The organism is Streptomyces sp. NBC_00190, assembly GCF_036203305.1.
Taxonomy (GTDB): domain Bacteria; phylum Actinomycetota; class Actinomycetes; order Streptomycetales; family Streptomycetaceae; genus Streptomyces.
Genome location: NZ_CP108131.1, coordinates 6649084 through 6664024, shown reverse-complemented (window position 1 = coordinate 6664024; position 14941 = coordinate 6649084). Strand labels below are relative to the sequence as shown.

General features: G+C 72.6%; 13 protein-coding genes. 4 read left to right on the top strand and 9 right to left on the bottom strand.

Features of this window, described 5'->3' with window-relative positions; translation table 11 throughout:
- Nucleotides 1–30 precede the first annotated feature (30 nt).
- The 3 genes from OG429_RS31290 to OG429_RS31280 all read right to left on the bottom strand — a co-directional run bounded on the left by OG429_RS31290 (nucleotide 31) and on the right by OG429_RS31280 (nucleotide 4850).
- Entirely contained in the window at nucleotides 31–2088 is a 2058-nt protein-coding gene (locus tag OG429_RS31290) for a SpoIIE family protein phosphatase (protein WP_328928603.1), read from the bottom strand.
- 368 nt (nucleotides 2089–2456) lie between these two features.
- Nucleotides 2457–3680 carry an amino acid aminotransferase gene (locus OG429_RS31285; protein WP_328928602.1) on the bottom strand — a complete coding sequence of 408 codons (1224 nt, stop codon included), beginning with the start codon at nucleotides 3678–3680 and terminating at the stop codon, nucleotides 2457–2459.
- A 45-nt stretch (nucleotides 3681–3725) separates the two neighbouring features.
- Complete coding sequence (locus OG429_RS31280) at nucleotides 3726–4850, bottom strand: DMT family transporter (protein WP_328928601.1); 1125 nt, start codon at nucleotides 4848–4850, stop codon at nucleotides 3726–3728.
- A gap of 135 nt (nucleotides 4851–4985) precedes the next feature.
- Here OG429_RS31280 and OG429_RS31275 point away from each other — a divergent pair, with 135 nt between their 5' ends.
- A complete protein-coding gene (locus OG429_RS31275) occupies nucleotides 4986–5468 on the top strand; it encodes an Lrp/AsnC family transcriptional regulator (RefSeq protein WP_328928600.1) in 483 nt (160 codons plus the stop codon).
- Nucleotides 5469–5484: 16 nt separating this feature from the next.
- Here OG429_RS31275 and OG429_RS31270 read toward each other — a convergent pair whose 3' ends face one another.
- The 4 genes from OG429_RS31270 to OG429_RS31255 all read right to left on the bottom strand — a co-directional run bounded on the left by OG429_RS31270 (nucleotide 5485) and on the right by OG429_RS31255 (nucleotide 9266).
- Nucleotides 5485–6003, bottom strand: coding sequence for an O-acetyl-ADP-ribose deacetylase (locus tag OG429_RS31270; protein ID WP_328928599.1), 519 nt, complete (start codon nucleotides 6001–6003; stop codon nucleotides 5485–5487).
- A complete protein-coding gene (locus OG429_RS31265) occupies nucleotides 6003–7421 on the bottom strand; it encodes a phytoene desaturase family protein (RefSeq protein WP_328928598.1) in 1419 nt (472 codons plus the stop codon). The genes OG429_RS31270 and OG429_RS31265 overlap by 1 nt, the downstream gene beginning before the upstream one ends.
- A gap of 56 nt (nucleotides 7422–7477) precedes the next feature.
- Entirely contained in the window at nucleotides 7478–8302 is an 825-nt protein-coding gene (locus tag OG429_RS31260; protein ID WP_328928597.1) for an inositol monophosphatase family protein, read from the bottom strand.
- 136 nt (nucleotides 8303–8438) lie between these two features.
- Nucleotides 8439–9266, bottom strand: a complete 828-nt coding sequence (locus OG429_RS31255; RefSeq protein WP_328928596.1) for a helix-turn-helix domain-containing protein — start codon at nucleotides 9264–9266, stop codon at nucleotides 8439–8441.
- A 112-nt stretch (nucleotides 9267–9378) separates the two neighbouring features.
- Between OG429_RS31255 and OG429_RS31250 the strand changes: the two genes are divergently transcribed.
- A complete protein-coding gene (locus OG429_RS31250; protein ID WP_328928595.1) occupies nucleotides 9379–9807 on the top strand; it encodes a hypothetical protein in 429 nt (142 codons plus the stop codon).
- Nucleotides 9808–9811: 4 nt separating this feature from the next.
- Here the strand turns inward: OG429_RS31250 and OG429_RS31245 are convergent, their stop codons facing one another.
- Complete coding sequence (locus OG429_RS31245) at nucleotides 9812–10684, bottom strand: class I SAM-dependent methyltransferase (RefSeq protein ID WP_328928594.1); 873 nt, start codon at nucleotides 10682–10684, stop codon at nucleotides 9812–9814.
- Between the two features lie 174 nt (nucleotides 10685–10858).
- Here OG429_RS31245 and OG429_RS31240 point away from each other — a divergent pair, with 174 nt between their 5' ends.
- Together OG429_RS31240 and OG429_RS31235 are read left to right on the top strand one after the other, a co-directional pair.
- A complete protein-coding gene (locus tag OG429_RS31240; RefSeq protein ID WP_328928593.1) occupies nucleotides 10859–12241 on the top strand; it encodes an FAD-binding oxidoreductase in 1383 nt (460 codons plus the stop codon).
- A 105-nt stretch (nucleotides 12242–12346) separates the two neighbouring features.
- Nucleotides 12347–13567 (top strand): cytochrome P450 family protein, encoded by a 1221-nt coding sequence (locus tag OG429_RS31235; protein WP_328928592.1) that lies wholly within the window; start codon nucleotides 12347–12349, stop codon nucleotides 13565–13567.
- Here the strand turns inward: OG429_RS31235 and OG429_RS31230 are convergent.
- On the bottom strand, nucleotides 13562–14938 hold the full coding sequence (locus OG429_RS31230) for an FAD-binding oxidoreductase (protein WP_328928591.1): 1377 nt from the start codon (nucleotides 14936–14938) through the stop codon (nucleotides 13562–13564). The two genes, OG429_RS31235 and OG429_RS31230, sit on opposite strands and share 6 nt — an antisense overlap.
- Nucleotides 14939–14941: the final 3 nt, after the last annotated feature.

The window sequence follows — 14941 nt, the reverse complement described above, 5'->3', positions numbered from 1 at the left end:
AACCCGGTCGCCCGGTCTCGTAACGCCTCCTCAGACCGGCCTCGCGCGGGCCAGCAGCACCGCCACGTCGTCCTGGGGAGCGTCCGGCAGCAGCCGCCGCAGGATCCCGTCGCAGAGCTCCTCCAGGGGCTGCGAGGCTCCGCGCAGGGCCCGCGCCAGCTGGTCCAGGCCCTGGTCGAGGTCCCGGTCCCGGGCCTCGATGAGGCCGTCGGTGTAGAGCACGAGCAGGCTTCCCGGGGGCAGCCGCACCTCTTCGGTGCGGAAGTCCTGCCCGCCCGTGCCCAGCGGGGTGCCGGGCGGGCCGTCGAGGAAGGTGATGGTCCCGTCGGCGCCGACGACAGCGGGCGGCGGGTGCCCGGCGCGGGCGATCACGCAGCCCCCGGACGCCGGGTCGTGGACGGCGTAGACGCAGGTGGCCATCTCGTCCTCGCCTAGGTCGGCGACGACGGCGTCGAGCGAGCCGAGCATCCGGGCCGGGGGCACGTCGAGGCGCGCGAGGGTCCGTACCGCCGTGCGCAGCTGGCCCATCACGGCCGCCGCGTGGATCCCGTGGCCCATGACGTCCCCGATGACCAGGCCGGTCCGCCCGCCGGGCAGCTGGATGACGTCGAACCAGTCGCCGCCGACGTCGTGGTCGCTGGCGGGCAGGTAGCGCCCGGTCAGTTCGAGGCCGGTGACCTGGAGCAGCTCGCTGTTGGTGAGGCTGCGCTGGAGGGTCAGGGCGGCCTGCCGCTGGCGGGTGTACATCCGGGCGTTGTCGATGTTGAGGGCGGCGCGGGCGACCAGCTCGTCGACGAGTACGCAGTCCTGCTCGTCGAAGGGCTCGCGCTCGCGGACCCGGGTCACGACGACCGCGCCGAGCACGGCGCCCCGGGCGACCAGCGGGATCAGGCGGGCGGAGCCGAGGGTGGCGAGGTAGGCGCGCAGCGGTTCGGCGCGCGGGTCCGTGATCAGCTCCGGAATGTCGGAGACGTAGAGGTTCATGGCCTGCCCGTCGGCGATGACCTGCTCGTAGACGCTGCCCTCGGGGATCTGGAGGGTCTGGCCCGCGGCGAGTTTCGCGGTGGGGGCGTCCGGGTCGGGGAATCTGACGGCCAGCCGCCGCAGGACTCCGTGGGTGGAGCCGGCCGCCTCGTCCGGTTCGATCGCCGCTTCGAGCAGCTGTACGTCGGCCGAGTCCGCGAGCTGCGGTACGAGGACGTCCACGATCTCCCGGGCGGTCTGATGGAGGTCCAGGGTGGTGCCGATGCGGGTGCCCGCCTCCGCCAGCAGGGCGAACCGGCGCCTGGCCTGTTCGGCGTCGGCCTGGGCCCGCTGGCCCTCGGTGATGTCGATGAGGGAGGCGATCAGGCCCAGCGGCCGCCCGGAGCCGTCGAGCAGGGGAGCGTACGAACAGGACCAGGTCCGGTCGTGCTCGGGGTCGGCCGCGGTCCGCCCGGTGCGGCGGACGTCGACGATGGCCGCGCCCTGTTCGAGGACCTGGCGCATGGTCGCCTCCAGCGCCCCGGCGTTGACCCCGGGCACGACCTCGGTGAGCCGTTTGCCGACGTGCTCGGCGGGCGGGACCCCGTTCATCCGGGCCAGCGCGTCGTTGACCCGGATGAAGCGCAGGTCGAGGCCGAGGGTGCCGATGCCGATGGGCGACTGGGTGAAGAGGCTCTCCAGGGCGGCGAGCGAGTCCCGCATGTGGAGCACCTCGGAGGTCTCCACGGCGATGAGCATGGCCCCCGTACGCCCTTGCGGGTCCTGGGCGGGGACGATCCACATCTCCATGACGACGGTGTGGCCGTCGCGGTGGCGCACGGGCAGGGTACCGACGACGGTCTCGCCCGCCTGGACGCGGCGGGTCAGCTGACCGGCGAGCTCACGGTTGGCGTCGGGGACCAGGACGGCGGAGCCGAGGCGGCCGAGGATGTCCTCGGGGCGGTACCCGAGCAGGTCCTGGGCGGCGAGCGACCATTCGACGACGCGCCCGTCCGCGTCCTCCCGCCACAGGGCGATCGGCAGCAGCTCGCGGAGCACGCCCGCGTACCCGACGGCCGCCACCGGCGGGTCCGGCACCTCGCTCGTCGACTGGTAAGTGTCCAACGCACCGACCTCACCCCGGGGGGCCTGATTCCTACCGATTCACCCTATCCGAGGCGTCGGCGCAGGGCTCTGTGTCCGACGATTTCCAGTCCCCGGGCGGGAGGTCCGGCGGGGACCGGAACTCGCCGGACCAGCTCGCCACACCGGAAACGCCAGAACTCTTGACTCGGGCGAAATACGGAGGAAACTCATCAATACACCGGAAAACCGGATAGAGCCGCACCCCCTTCTGGAGACGTCCAGAGGCCCGCGTGACCCTTGTCCAGGCTCTGGCCAGGCCCCCGGCAGATCTCGCGATCCACGGGAGCCATCGGCGACGGCGGATGGCTCATGGAATCGGCGGGACTGCCGGGGACTGCCGTGTCCGGCTACTTCCGCAGCGCGCCTTCGAGGGTCCGGGTCGCCCGCCCCTCCCCCAGCACCGCCGCGACGGCCTGCGCGAGCCGGGGGATCCGGTGGCCCGGGATCCCCGCGATGTTGAAGCGGCCCGACGTGGTGCCGTAGACGGCGAACTCCCGGCGCAGCCGGAGCATCTGCGCCGCGGTGAGCGGCAGCATCGAGAACATCCCCTTCTGCAGCGCGAGTGCCCGCGCCTGCGGGCCGCAGCCCAGGGCGCTCAGGTGGGTCGTGAGGTCCGCACGGTTGGCCACGATCCGGCCGCGCATGACCTCCAGTTCCGCCTGCCAGGCGGCCCGCAGTCCGGTGTCCTCCAGGATGGTGGCGACGACGGCGGCGCCGTGCTCGGGCGGCATCGAGTACAGGGTCCGGGCGGCGTTCTGCAGGGCCGTCTCGACGTGCCGCAGCGCCTGGCCGGACTGGCCGAGGACGATGGCGCAACCGGTGCGGTCGCTGTACAGGCCGAAGTTCTTCGAGCAGCTGACGGCGATCAGCATCTCGGGCACGCGCGCGGCCAGGATGCGCGTGGGCAGCAGGTCGGCCTCCAGCCCGTCGCCGAGCCCGTGGTAGGCGAGATCGACGAACGGCACCCAGCCGCCCTGGGCAGCCAGCTCGGCGAGCGCCTCCCAGGCGTCCAGCGTGGGGTCGGCTCCCGTCGGGTTGTGGCAGCACCCCTGGAGCAGGACGACGTCGCTGCGCTGCGCGCCGCCCAGTTCCCGCAGCACGCCTTCCGTGTCGAAGCCGCCCTGCGCGTCACGCCAGCCGTACGTACGGACCTTCAGCCCGGCGGCCTCCAGGATGGGCCGGTGGTTCACGTACGCGGGGTCGCTGATCCAGACCGTCGCGCCCGGGCGGGTCCGGCATATCAGGTCGGCCAGCAGTCGCAGCGCGCCGGAACCGGCGACGGTCTGGACGGCCACGGCCCGGTCGGCCGGCACCTCGGCCCCCAGGACCAGCGCCTGCACGGCCCGGTTGAAGGCGGTGTTGCCGGAGAGCCCCCGGTACTCCTTGGACTCGGAGCGCTCCGCCAGACGCATCTCGGCGTCACGGACGGCGGCCATGACGGGCGTGCGGTCCGTGTGGTCGCGGTAGACGCCGAGGACGAGGTTCAGGCGCTCGGGCCGCTCGTCGGCGGCGAACTCCGCGGTCAGGTCCCACAGCGGGTCGGTGGGCGGCGGCGGGAGGAGCTCAAGCATGTGCGGGGACCTCGGGTCTAGGGGAGTCTTGTCGGTCGGGCCGGATCAGGGAGCGGCGTCTGGTGCGTGCGATCGCAAGGCCGAGGAGGGAGTCGACGCGGAGCGTCGGCGACCGACGAGAACGCGGCGAGCCTGCGTGCCAGGCACAGCGAGCCCGGCCTGACCGGCAAGACGCTCCCTGAGACGGCTGCCGGGACGACGGTTGGCGAGTACGACGCCGATGGTGATGAGGGGTACGCCGATGAGCACGGCGAGGGTGGGTGATTCGTCGAGGAGGGGGATGGCCAGCAGGACCACGGCCACGGGGCTGAGGCTGCCGACGACGGAGCTGCGCTCGGCGCCCAGCCTGCGGATGGCGAAGGCGTACAGCAGGCCGGCGCACAGGCCGACCCCGAGCCCCTGCACGACGAGGAACAGGGCGATGTCGCCGCCCGCCGCGTGCGCGAGGCCCGTCGGGAGCACCCCGGTCAGGACCAGGAGCCCGATCACCGCGAAGGAGGGCAGGCACAGCAGTCCGATCGAGCCGACCGGGTCGAGGTCGACGTCCCGCAGGCCCACCGTGTAGAGGGCCCACAGTCCGCTGGCCACCAGGAGGGTTCCGGCCCCCGCCAGCACGTCCGTGTCCACGGGGACGACGTAGCGCCAGACGAGGGCGATCACGCCGGCCGCGATCAGCGCGAGCCCGGCCGCCTGGGTCCCGCGGGGCATGCCGTGCCCGCGCGCGGCCATGAGCGCGGAGACGAACAGCGGGACCATTCCGGGGACGATCGAGCCGACGAACGCCGCGGACGTCAGGGCGCCGCCGTGCATCGCCGCCAGGAAGAACGGCACTCCCGCACCGCAGATGATCTTGATGGCGGGGCCCGGCCGGACCGCCGCGATCCGGTGGCGGCGCCGCCACAGCGCGGGGAGCAGGACCACGATCGGGACGCCGAAGCGCAGCAGGGCCGCGTCGGCGGGCAGGAGGGTGGAGGCGCTCAGGGCCCGGGCGCTGAGCGCGAAGGCGGCCCAGATCGACACGGTCACCAGCAGCGCGAGCACGCCCTGGGCGTGCGGGGAGAGCCCGCGTCGGCTGGGGGTCCCCCCAGCGGTAGCTGGGGGAGGGTTTCCGGCCGACGGGACCGCTGCGTCGGGAGGCGCGGTCACCCCGGTGATGTTCGTCGCGACCACGGAAATTGCTCCAGCCTCTGAGACCGGACCGGTCTGGTCCGTTCCCGGGCAAGGCTAGGGCTTCGGACGGGGCAGCCGATTGCCAGTTCTGCCTCTCGGACATACGTTTGGGGCAGAATCTGCCAAGGAGTGGCCATGGACGCAGTCGATCTGCAGATCATCCGGGAATTGCAGGCCGACGGGCGCCTGAGCAACCAGGACCTCGCCGACCGCGTCCGGCTCTCCCCCTCGCCCTGCCTGCGCCGCGTCCGGCGGCTGGAGGAGGCGGGTCTGATCCGCGGCTACACGGCGATGGTCGACCAGGTCGCCTTCGGGCTCCCGGTCACCGTCTTCGTCCGGATCCGGCTGGAACGCCACACCGCGGAGGCGGTCCGGCTCTTCGAGGAGCACGTGGCGGTCATCGAGCACATCCAGGACTGCTACCTGATGGCGGGGAGCAGCGACTACCTGCTGCGCGTGGTCATCGAGGACCTGGAGGCCTACGAGGCGCTGGTGCGCCACCGGATCCACGCCATTCCCGGCATCGCCTCGATCGAGTCGAGCTTCGCGTACGGCAGTGTCAAGCAGTCCCGCACGTACCCGCGCCCCTCCCCGGGCGCCTCCGCGCGACCGCTGTGAGGTCCGCGCGGGCGGCCTAGCGGGCGGCCTCGACCGCCGCCTCGAAGGCCGCGTAGGCCGCCGCGTCGAAGAGCACGAACCGCACCTCGTCCACGTCGGTCCGGGCCGCCCGTACGGTCTCCACGGCGATCCGCGCCCCGTCGTCCATCGGCCAGCCGTAGATCCCCGTGGAGATGGCCGGGAAGGCGACCGTACGGGCCCCCAGCTCGTCGGCGACCCGCAGGGACTCGCGGTAGCAGGAGGCCAGCAGCGCCGACCGGTCGTCCTCCCGCGACCAGACCGGGCCGACGGTGTGGATGACGTGCCCGGCCGCGAGCCGGCCCGCGGTGGTGGCGACGGCCTGGCCGGTCGGCAGGCCCTTGCCGTAGTGCGAGCGGCGCAGGTCCTCGCAGGCGGCGAGGATCTCCGGCCCGCCGCGCCGGTGGATGGCGCCGTCCACCCCGCCGCCGCCGAGCAGCGAGGAGTTCGCGGCGTTGACGATCGCGTCGGCCTTCTCGGCGGTGATGTCGCCGAGGACCAGGGTGATGCGGAGCATCAGGAGTCCTTTCGCAGGTGGCGCCAGACCGCCTTGGCGGCGTTGTGGCCGGACATGCCGTGCACGCCCGGGCCCGGCGGGGTCGCGGAGGAGCAGATGAAGACGGCCGGGTGGGGGGTCGTGTACGGGAACAGGGAGAGCTTGGGGCGCAGCAGGAGCTGGAGCCCCGAGGCCGCGCCGCAGGCGATGTCCCCGCCGACGTAGTTGGGGTTGCGGGCGGCGAGCTCGGGCGGGCCGGCCGTGGCGCGGGCCAGGACCAGGTCGCGGAAGCCCGGTGCGAAGCGCTCCAGTTGGCGTTCGACCGCGTCGGTGAGGTCGCCGCCCCAGCCCGCAGGGACGTGACCGTACGCCCAGAACACGTGCTTGCCCTCGGGCGCCCGGCCGGGGTCGACGAGGCTGGGCTGCGCGGTGATGAGGAAGGGGTTGCGAGGGGCGCGGCCGCCGGAGGCGAGTTGCAGGGCGGCGTCGACGTCGCGGGCCCGCGGGCCGATCTGGACGGTGCCGGCCCGGCGCGGTTCCTCGGCGGTCCACGGGACGGGGCCGTCCAGCGCGTAGTCGATCTTGAATACGGAGGCGCCGTACTTGTAGCCCTCGTACACCCGGCCCAGGCGTGCGATGCGGGCCAGCGCGGTCGGCGAGGTGTCGAAGACGTACGCGCGGGCCGGCGGGAGGTCGTCGAGCCGCTTGACCTCGAAGCCGGTGTGGACCGTGCCGCCGAGGTCGCGCAGGTACGCGGCGAGCGCGTCGGAGATCGACTGCGAGCCGCCGCGCGGCAGGGGCCAGCCGTTCGCGTGCGCGGCCAGGGCGAAGACGAGGCCGACGGCGCCGGTGGCGATCCCGTCCAGCGGGGCGATGGCGTGCGCGACGAGCCCCGCGAACAGCGCCCGGGCCCGGTCGTCGTGGAAGCGGCGCATGAGCCACGTCGAGGGGGGCAGCCCGGTGAGCCCGAAGCGGGCGAGGGTGACGGGGTCGCGGGGCAGGGCGGTGCTCGGCAGCGACATGAAGTCCCGGGCCAGCGTGTCCCATTTGCCGAGGTAGGGCCCCACGAGCCGCCGGTACGCACCGGCGTCGCGCGGCCCGAGGGACGCCGCCGTCTCCGCGACCGAGCGGGACAGGACTGCTGCCGTGCCGTCGTCGAAGGGGTGCGCCATGGGCAGCGGGGCGTGCAGCCACTCCAGCCCGTACCGCTTCAGCGGCATCGTGGCGAAGACGGGCGAGCCGATGCCGAGCGGGTGCACGGCCGAGCAGGGGTCGTGCCGGAAGCCGGGGAGGGTCAGCTCCTCGGTCCGGGCTCCGCCGCCGACCGTGCCGGCGGCTTCGAAGACGGCCACCGAGAAGCCGCGCCGGGCCAGTTCGACGGCGGCCGTCAGCCCGTTGGGCCCCGCCCCCACCACGACCGCATCGAGAATCGACGGCACTTGCGACTCCTTCGTCCGGCGGCGCCTGTGTTCCCCAGGATATTCCGGCCGCGCGGTCACTGACCCCGCAGCAGGTCGCGGATGCGGACCACGGTGGCCTCGTCCCGGCCGACCGCGAAGGGCAGCGCGTTGTCCCGGTCCACCCGGAAGGGGAGCCCGGCGACGGTGCTCTGCGCCCCGCCGGCCTCGGCGACCAGCAGCAGACCGGCCGCGTGGTCCCAGGCCGAGGGCCAGGTGAAAGCCAGGCCGTCCATCTCGCCGCGGGCCACCTTCAGGTACTCCAGGCCCGCCGATCCGCAGGGCCGGGCCGCCACACCGGGCACGTCCAGCCGGCCCAGGGTGCGCTTGTCCTCCTCGGAGGTGTACAGCGGGTGGGCCATGGCGATCCGCAGCTCGGCGCCCGGCTCGGGCGAACCGCTGTGGATCCGCTCGCCGTTGACGTACGCGCCCTGCCCGCGCACGGCGGTCGCCAGCTCCTCCAGGGCCGGGGCGAAGGTCCAGGAGGCGAGGATCTCCCCGCGGTGGGCCAGCGCCACCAGGGTGCAGAAGGCGGGGTCGCCGGAGACGAACTGCCGGGTGCCGTCGACCGGGTCCACGATCCACACCGGGGCGTCGGCGCGCAGCGCCTCGTACACGGTCGGGTCGGCGTGGACGGCTTCCTCGCCGACCACGGCCGAGCCGGGCAGCAGCCGCGTCAGGGCGGCCGTGAGGTGCTCCTCGGCCTTGCGGTCGGCGACCGTCACCAGGTCGTGCGGTCCGCTCTTCTCGTCGACCTCGTCGTCGGCGAGCTGGCGGAATCTCGGCATGATCTCGACCGCCGCCGCCTTGCGGACCGCTTCTTCCACCGCGGACAGGTCTTGGGCCAGGAACTCTTCGATCATGCCCCCATCACACCACGCCAGACTGACAAGCCCCACCGTCAATCCCCGACGGACAGCTGGACACCGCGTGGCCGCCGGGTGAACCGCCCCCCGGGCGCAAGGTCCCGGCCTCGGTCGGCTGACCGGCCATGCCGCGTCAGGAGCCTCGGGGGTCCTTCGGGTCGGCGGCCGCCGCGTGCAGGCGCAGAAGCCGGGCGGTCTCCTCGTCCATCGGGAAGAACGTCTCGACCGCGAGTTCGGACAGCGTCACGTCCGCGGGCGCGCCGAAGGTGGCGATCATGCTGAACAGCGCCATGTCGCCGAAGGGCGTGCGCAGCCGCAGCGGGACCACCATGCCGGTCGCGTCCACCGGCCCGGGTGGGGCGCCGGTGTCCGGTGGCGGCGGGTAGGCGGACACCTCGTCGTACAGCGCCCGCAGCTCGGGGTGGCCGGTGCCGTTGGCCTGGTGCAGGAGTCGGCCGAGGGCGTGGGCGCGGACCTCCGCGAAGTTGAGGCAGTGCTGCGGGAGGCCGTCCGGGTGCAGGATCAGGCGCATCACGTTCGCGCCCTCGGCCGTGAGGGTCGGCGGGACGCTGTCCAGCAGGAGGGACATCGAGCGGTTGGAGTCGACGATGTTCCAGACCCGGTCCACGACCGCCGCCGGGTAGGGCTCGTGGCCGGCCAGCATGCTCCGCAGTGCCTGGCGGGCCATCGCCATGCGGTCGCTGTCCAGGGGGCTCTCCTGATAGGCGGGGGCGTAGCCGGCCGCCAGCAGCAGGCTGTTGCGGTCGCGCAGCGGCACGTCGAGGTGCTCGGCGAGCCGCAGCACCATCTCCCGGCTGGGCCGGGCCCGCCCCGTCTCCACGCAGGACAGGTGCCGGGTGGAGGTCTCGGCGCGCAGGGCGAGGTCGAGCTGGCTGAACTTCCTGCGCTGGCGCCAGTCGCGCAGTAACAGCCCGACGCGGGGCGGGTCTTCCGTCTTCATGCACTCCACCGTAACGGCCGGGGTCGCGGACTCCATGACCTCTGAGGTCATGGAGTCCGCGACCTGTCCCGTGTCACGGTGGTGGCACAGTCCGGTGCGAAGGAGCCCTGCCATGACACAGACGATGCATACGACCGACCCTGCCGCCCGGCAGGCGTCCGACCGCTTCCTGCGGCTGGTCCTGCGGATCGACAGTGTCAGCACCGCCGTGATGGCCACCGTGCTCATCGCCGCGTACGGCCCCCTGGGTTCCGCCACCGGGATGCCGGTCGGCTTCAGCGTCGGCTTCGGGCTCTACCAGCTCGGCGGGGCGGCCTCGCTGGCCCTCATCGCCGGGTACCCGGTGATCCCGGCCGGCCTGGCCAAAGCCGTGATCGGGGTGAATCTCGGCTCCGCCGTCGCCTGCCTGGTGGTGGCCGCGGGGGATCTCGTCCCGCTCACGGGCTTCGGCATCGTGTTCATGCTGATCGGCGCGGTGGTCGTGGGCGTGTACGCGGCCCTGCAGTGGGTGGGCCTGCGACGGATGACCGCGGCGGGATGACCGGTCAGACCTGCGGGGCCCGGCCGCGCAGGTACACGATCGGGGTCGGCAGCGTGATGCTGCCGTCGGCCGAGCGCAGGGCGTCCAGGCGCCGGGCGACCTCGGCGGCCAGCTCCTGTGCCTCCCGCTCGGACAACCTGTCCCACAGCCGTCGCATGCCGTGCGAGCGGGTCCAGGCGACCCACTGGGCCCCGGACTCCACGACGATGGGCAGGTCCTCCTCCAGTACGGCCACGTCAGTGAAGCCCGCCTCGGTCAGGGTGGCTGCGACGGTATCGGGGGTCACCAGCCAGTTGTTGTGGATGTTGGTGAAGGGGCAGTCGTAGGCATCGCCGTCCTTGGGCTGGGTCAGGTGCGGCAGCAGCAGGTCGTGCACGTCCTCGGGGAGGAAGCCCCACTTGCCCGTGGCTGTCGGGAAGAAGGAGGGGGCGCTGGCCGCGAAGAGGCCGCCGGGGCGCAGGATCGTGCGGTAGGGGCGCAGTTCGGCGGCGCCGTGCGTCCAGATGAAGACGCTGAAGCCTCCGACCACCGCGTCGAAGCGGCCGGCCGGGAAGTCCGGCACCTGTCCGTTCATGACCTGGGTGGTCACCTGGGCCAGGCCCTGCGACCGCGCGTCGGCATCCGCGTACTTGACCATTTCCTCGGCGAGGTCGATTCCGATGACCTCTCCGGTGCTGCCCACGGCCGCCGCGGCCGGAAACAGCACGGCGCCCCGGCCGCAGCCCACGTCCAGCACCGAGTCACCGCTCCGAATTCCGGAGAATTCGACGAGCCGTCGGCCGATGGGTCCGAAGAACTCGACTCCGCTCTGGTCGTACACGTCCGCGGCGCTGTTGAACACACGGTGCATCTCCGCCGTGCTTTCCGAATTACCCATACCGGCTCCTTGACTTGAGTTCGCCGGAGAAATCGTGCGGCATCCGCGCGACCGCGTCCAATAGTCAGGGCTTCTGACGGCCAGCACGGTTTCTTATTGGACATGAAGTGCCGGCCGCTTCAACATCATTTATGCAGGCGGGGCTTGGCTCCGCCTTCGTGGAAAGGTTGCTTTATGAGTGATTTCTCTTCGCTGGTGTCGCGGGTCGAGGGTGAGGTGTTCCTGCCCGGGCAGGAGGGTTTCGACGAGGAGCGGACGGGTTTCCAGCGTGCGGTGGTGCACCGGCCCGATGTGATCGTGGGTGCGGTCTCGGCGCGGGACGTGGCGGCGGCGGTTCGGTTCGCGGGGGCCAGGGGTCTGCCGGTGGCCGTGCAGGCGACCGGACACGGTCTGTCGGTGGGAATGGACGGCGGGGTGCTGATCTCGACCCGGCGCATGTCCGGGGTACGGATCGACCCCGAGGCCAGGACCGCGTGGCTGGAAGCCGGGGTGCGCTGGGAACACGTCGTCCCCGAAGCCGGACGCCACGGCCTGGCCCCCCTCAACGGCTCGGCCCCGCACGTCGGCGCCGTCTCCTACATCCTGGGCGGCGGACTGGCCCTCCTCGGCCGGACCTACGGCTGGGCGGCCGACCACGTCCACCGCATGGAAGTCGTCACCGCCGACGCACAGATCAAACAGATCACCCCCGACAGCGACCCCGACCTGTTCTGGGCCCTCCTCGGAGGCAAGGACAACTTCGGCATCGTCACCGGACTCGAAACCGCCCTCATGCCCCAACCCCGCATCTACGGCGGCGGCCTCTACTTCGACACACCCCACGTCGAAGACATCCTCCACACCTGGCACCAATGGACCACCACCACCCCCCACCACATGAACTCCTCCCTCGCCCTCATCCCGGTGCCGGACGCACCCTTCGCACCGGAGCCGCTGCGCGGCCGGTACGTCGCCCACGTCCGGATCGCCTACACGGGTACGGCCGAGGAGGGCGAGCGTCTGGTCGCCCCCCTACGCGCGGTCGCGCCGCGACTGCTGGACACGCTGACGGAGATGCCGTACACCGCGAGCGCGGCCATCCACAACGACCCGCCGACTCCCATGCCGTGGTACGCGGACGGCGCCATGCTCAGCGAGCTGGCCGAGTCCGACGTGCCGACGGTCCTCAAGACGGTCGGCCCCGGCGCGCCCGTCATGTGCATCGTCGAACTGCGTCACCTCGGCGGCATGCTGGCCCGGCGGCAGGGAGCCCCGAACGCCGTCGGCCACCGCGACGCGCGCTACCTGCTCTACGTGATCTCGCCGCTGGTCGGCCCGTTCACCCCCGAGACCGTACGGCCGGTGCACCGCCGGCTCTTCGACGCTCTGGCCCCCCGTACGACGGGGCGTTTCGTGAACTTCATGGGCATCGGCGAGAACGCCGGTCCGGAGCAAGTGCGTTCGGCGTACGACCCCGAGGACCACGCACGTCTGGTCCGGCTCAAGGCCGTGCACGACCCGGCCAACACCTTCCGCGTCAACTACAACCTGGAGCCCGGTACGCCCGGCTCGCACTAGCCGGTGATCGCCCACCGCAGCGGCCCCCTCCCCCTTCGGGACCGCCGCGGTGGGCGGCCGCCTGCCCGCGGGACCGCCGGCGGATCCGGCAGATTGGAAGCACAGATGTCCCAGAGCGTGTTCCCGCTCGACCCCACGGGGAGTGATCTCGCCGGCGAGGCCGCCGCGCTGCGCCGGCTCGGGCCCATCGCCCGGGTGGAGCTGCCGGGCGGTGTGCGGGCCTGGTCGGTGACCCGGCACGAACGGATCAAACAGCTCCTGACGGATCCACGGGTGTCCAAGGATCCCCGCCGGCACTGGCCGCCCTTCCGCGACGGCGAGATCACCCCCGACTGGCCGCTCTACCCCTGGGTGTCCGTGGAGAACATGCTCACGGCCTACGGCGCCGAGCACTCCCGGCTGCGCCGGCTGGTGGCGGGCGCCTTCACCGCCCGGCGCACGAAGTCGCTCGCGCCGGCCGTGGAGGAGGTGACGGGCGCGCTGCTGGAGGAGCTGGCCGCGGCGCCGGCCGGGGAGACGGTGGACCTGCGGGCCGCGTTCACCCACCCGCTGCCATTCCAGGTGATCTGCCGGCTGTTCGGCATACCGGAGGCCACCAGCGACTCGCTGCGGCAGATGATGGACGCCTTCTTCCGCGACCCCGGGAGCATCGACGACATCCAGGAACGCGGGCGGGCCATCTACGCGGTCCTCACCGACCTGGTGGCGTACAAGCGCGAGCACCCCGGACCCGACTTCTCCTCCGAGCTGATCGCCGTACGCGACGAGGACGGGAAGCGGCTGAACGAACAGGAACTCGCCGACACCCTGATGCTCATGATCGGGGCCGGCCACGAGACCACGGCCAACCTGCTGGGCAGCGCACTGGTGGAGCTGCTGTCCCGGCCCGATCAGCTGGCGCACATCCGGGCCGGCCGGGCCACCTGGCAGGACGCGATCGAGGAGTCCCTGCGCCTGCACGGCCCGGTCGCACACATGCCGCTGCGTTTCGCCACCCAGGACATCGACGTGGACGGGGTGACCATCGCACAGGGTGACGCGATCCTCGTCTCCTACGCGGCGGCCGGCCAGGATCCGGAGCAGCACGGCCCGGACGCGCTCGGCTTCGACCTGCTCCGCGAGAGGCACGAGCACCTCGCCTTCGGGCACGGCGCCCACCACTGTCTGGGCGCCCCCTTCGCCCGGCTGGAGGCCGGGATCGCGCTGCCGCGGCTCTTCGACCGCTTCCCCGGCCTCCGGTTGGCGCGACCCCGCTCCGAGATCCCGGGGTCCGGTTCCTTCATCGCGAACGGGCCGCGTGACCTGCCCGTCCTGCTGACGTCATGACGCCGGGTCCGGCTGGATGTTGTGGTTCACGCGGAAGGTGTTCGCGGGATCGTGTACGGCCTTCAGCCGGGCCATCCGCCGTCGGGCGGGGGCGTCGTACAGCGTGCTGAGCCGCTCGGCCGTGGCCGGGCGGCCGGTCCCGTAGACGAAGTTGAGGTTGCGGCCCACGGTCCACGGCCGGACCGCGGCGAGCAGCTCCTCGTGGACGGGGGCGATGTCGGCCGCGCTCCAGGGCCCTACGGGTGAGAGCACGCGCAGGATGTACGCCGCCTCGCGGTGGCCGACCGCGTTGGGCACGGCCGGCGGGCGGGCCAGCGCGCCGCCGAGGTGGCGCAGGTCCACGACGCACATCACGGGTGCGGCCGGGCCGGCGAGGTCCCGGACGGCGTCCAGCGCCGGGGTGCCGAGCGAGCCGAGCAGGGCGTTGTCCCCGGTGTAGCCGTGCGGGTGGACCGGGTCGTCGAAGATGGAGCCGCTCGCGGTGTACGGCATGTCGCGCAGGGTGTCCATCAGACGGGGCGCGACGGCGCGCAGCGGGGCGACGGCCCTGCGGCCGGCGATCGCGCCGCCCGTGGAGGCGATCCGGACGTGGGCGACGTAGCGGCCGCGCAGCGGCTCGGGCATGAACGGCAGGTCGGGCACGGGCATCAGCCCCACGCTGGAGTTCATGTGGTCGGGGGTGGTGGTGGTCCATTGGTGCCAGGTGTGGAGGATGTCTTCGACGTGGGGTGTGTCGAAGTAGAGGCCGCCGCCGTAGATGCGGGGTTGGGGCATGAGGGCGGTTTCGAGTCCGGTGACGATGCCGAAGTTGTCCTTGCCTCCGAGGAGGGCCCAGAACAGGTCGGGGTCGCTGTCGGGGGTGATCTGTTTGATCTGTGCGTCGGCGGTGACGACTTCCATGCGGTGGACGTGGTCGGCCGCCCAGCCGTAGGTCCGGCCGAGGAGGGCCAGTCCGCCGCCCAGGATGTAGGAGACGGCGCCGACGTGCGGGGCCGAGCCGTTGAGGGGGGCCAGGCCGTGGCGTCCGGCTTCGGGGACGACGTGTTCCCAGCGCACCCCGGCTTCCAGCCACGCGGTCCTGGCCTCGGGGTCGATCCGTACCCCGGACATGCGCCGGGTCGAGATCAGCACCCCGCCGTCCATTCCCACCGACAGACCGTGTCCGGTCGCCTGCACGGCCACCGGCAGACCCCTGGCCCCCGCGAACCGAACCGCCGCCGCCACGTCCCGCGCCGAGACCGCACCCACGATCACATCGGGCCGGTGCACCACCGCACGCTGGAAACCCGTCCGCTCCTCGTCGAAACCCTCCTGCCCGGGCAGGAACACCTCACCCTCGACCCGCGACACCAGCGAAGAGAAATCACTCATAAA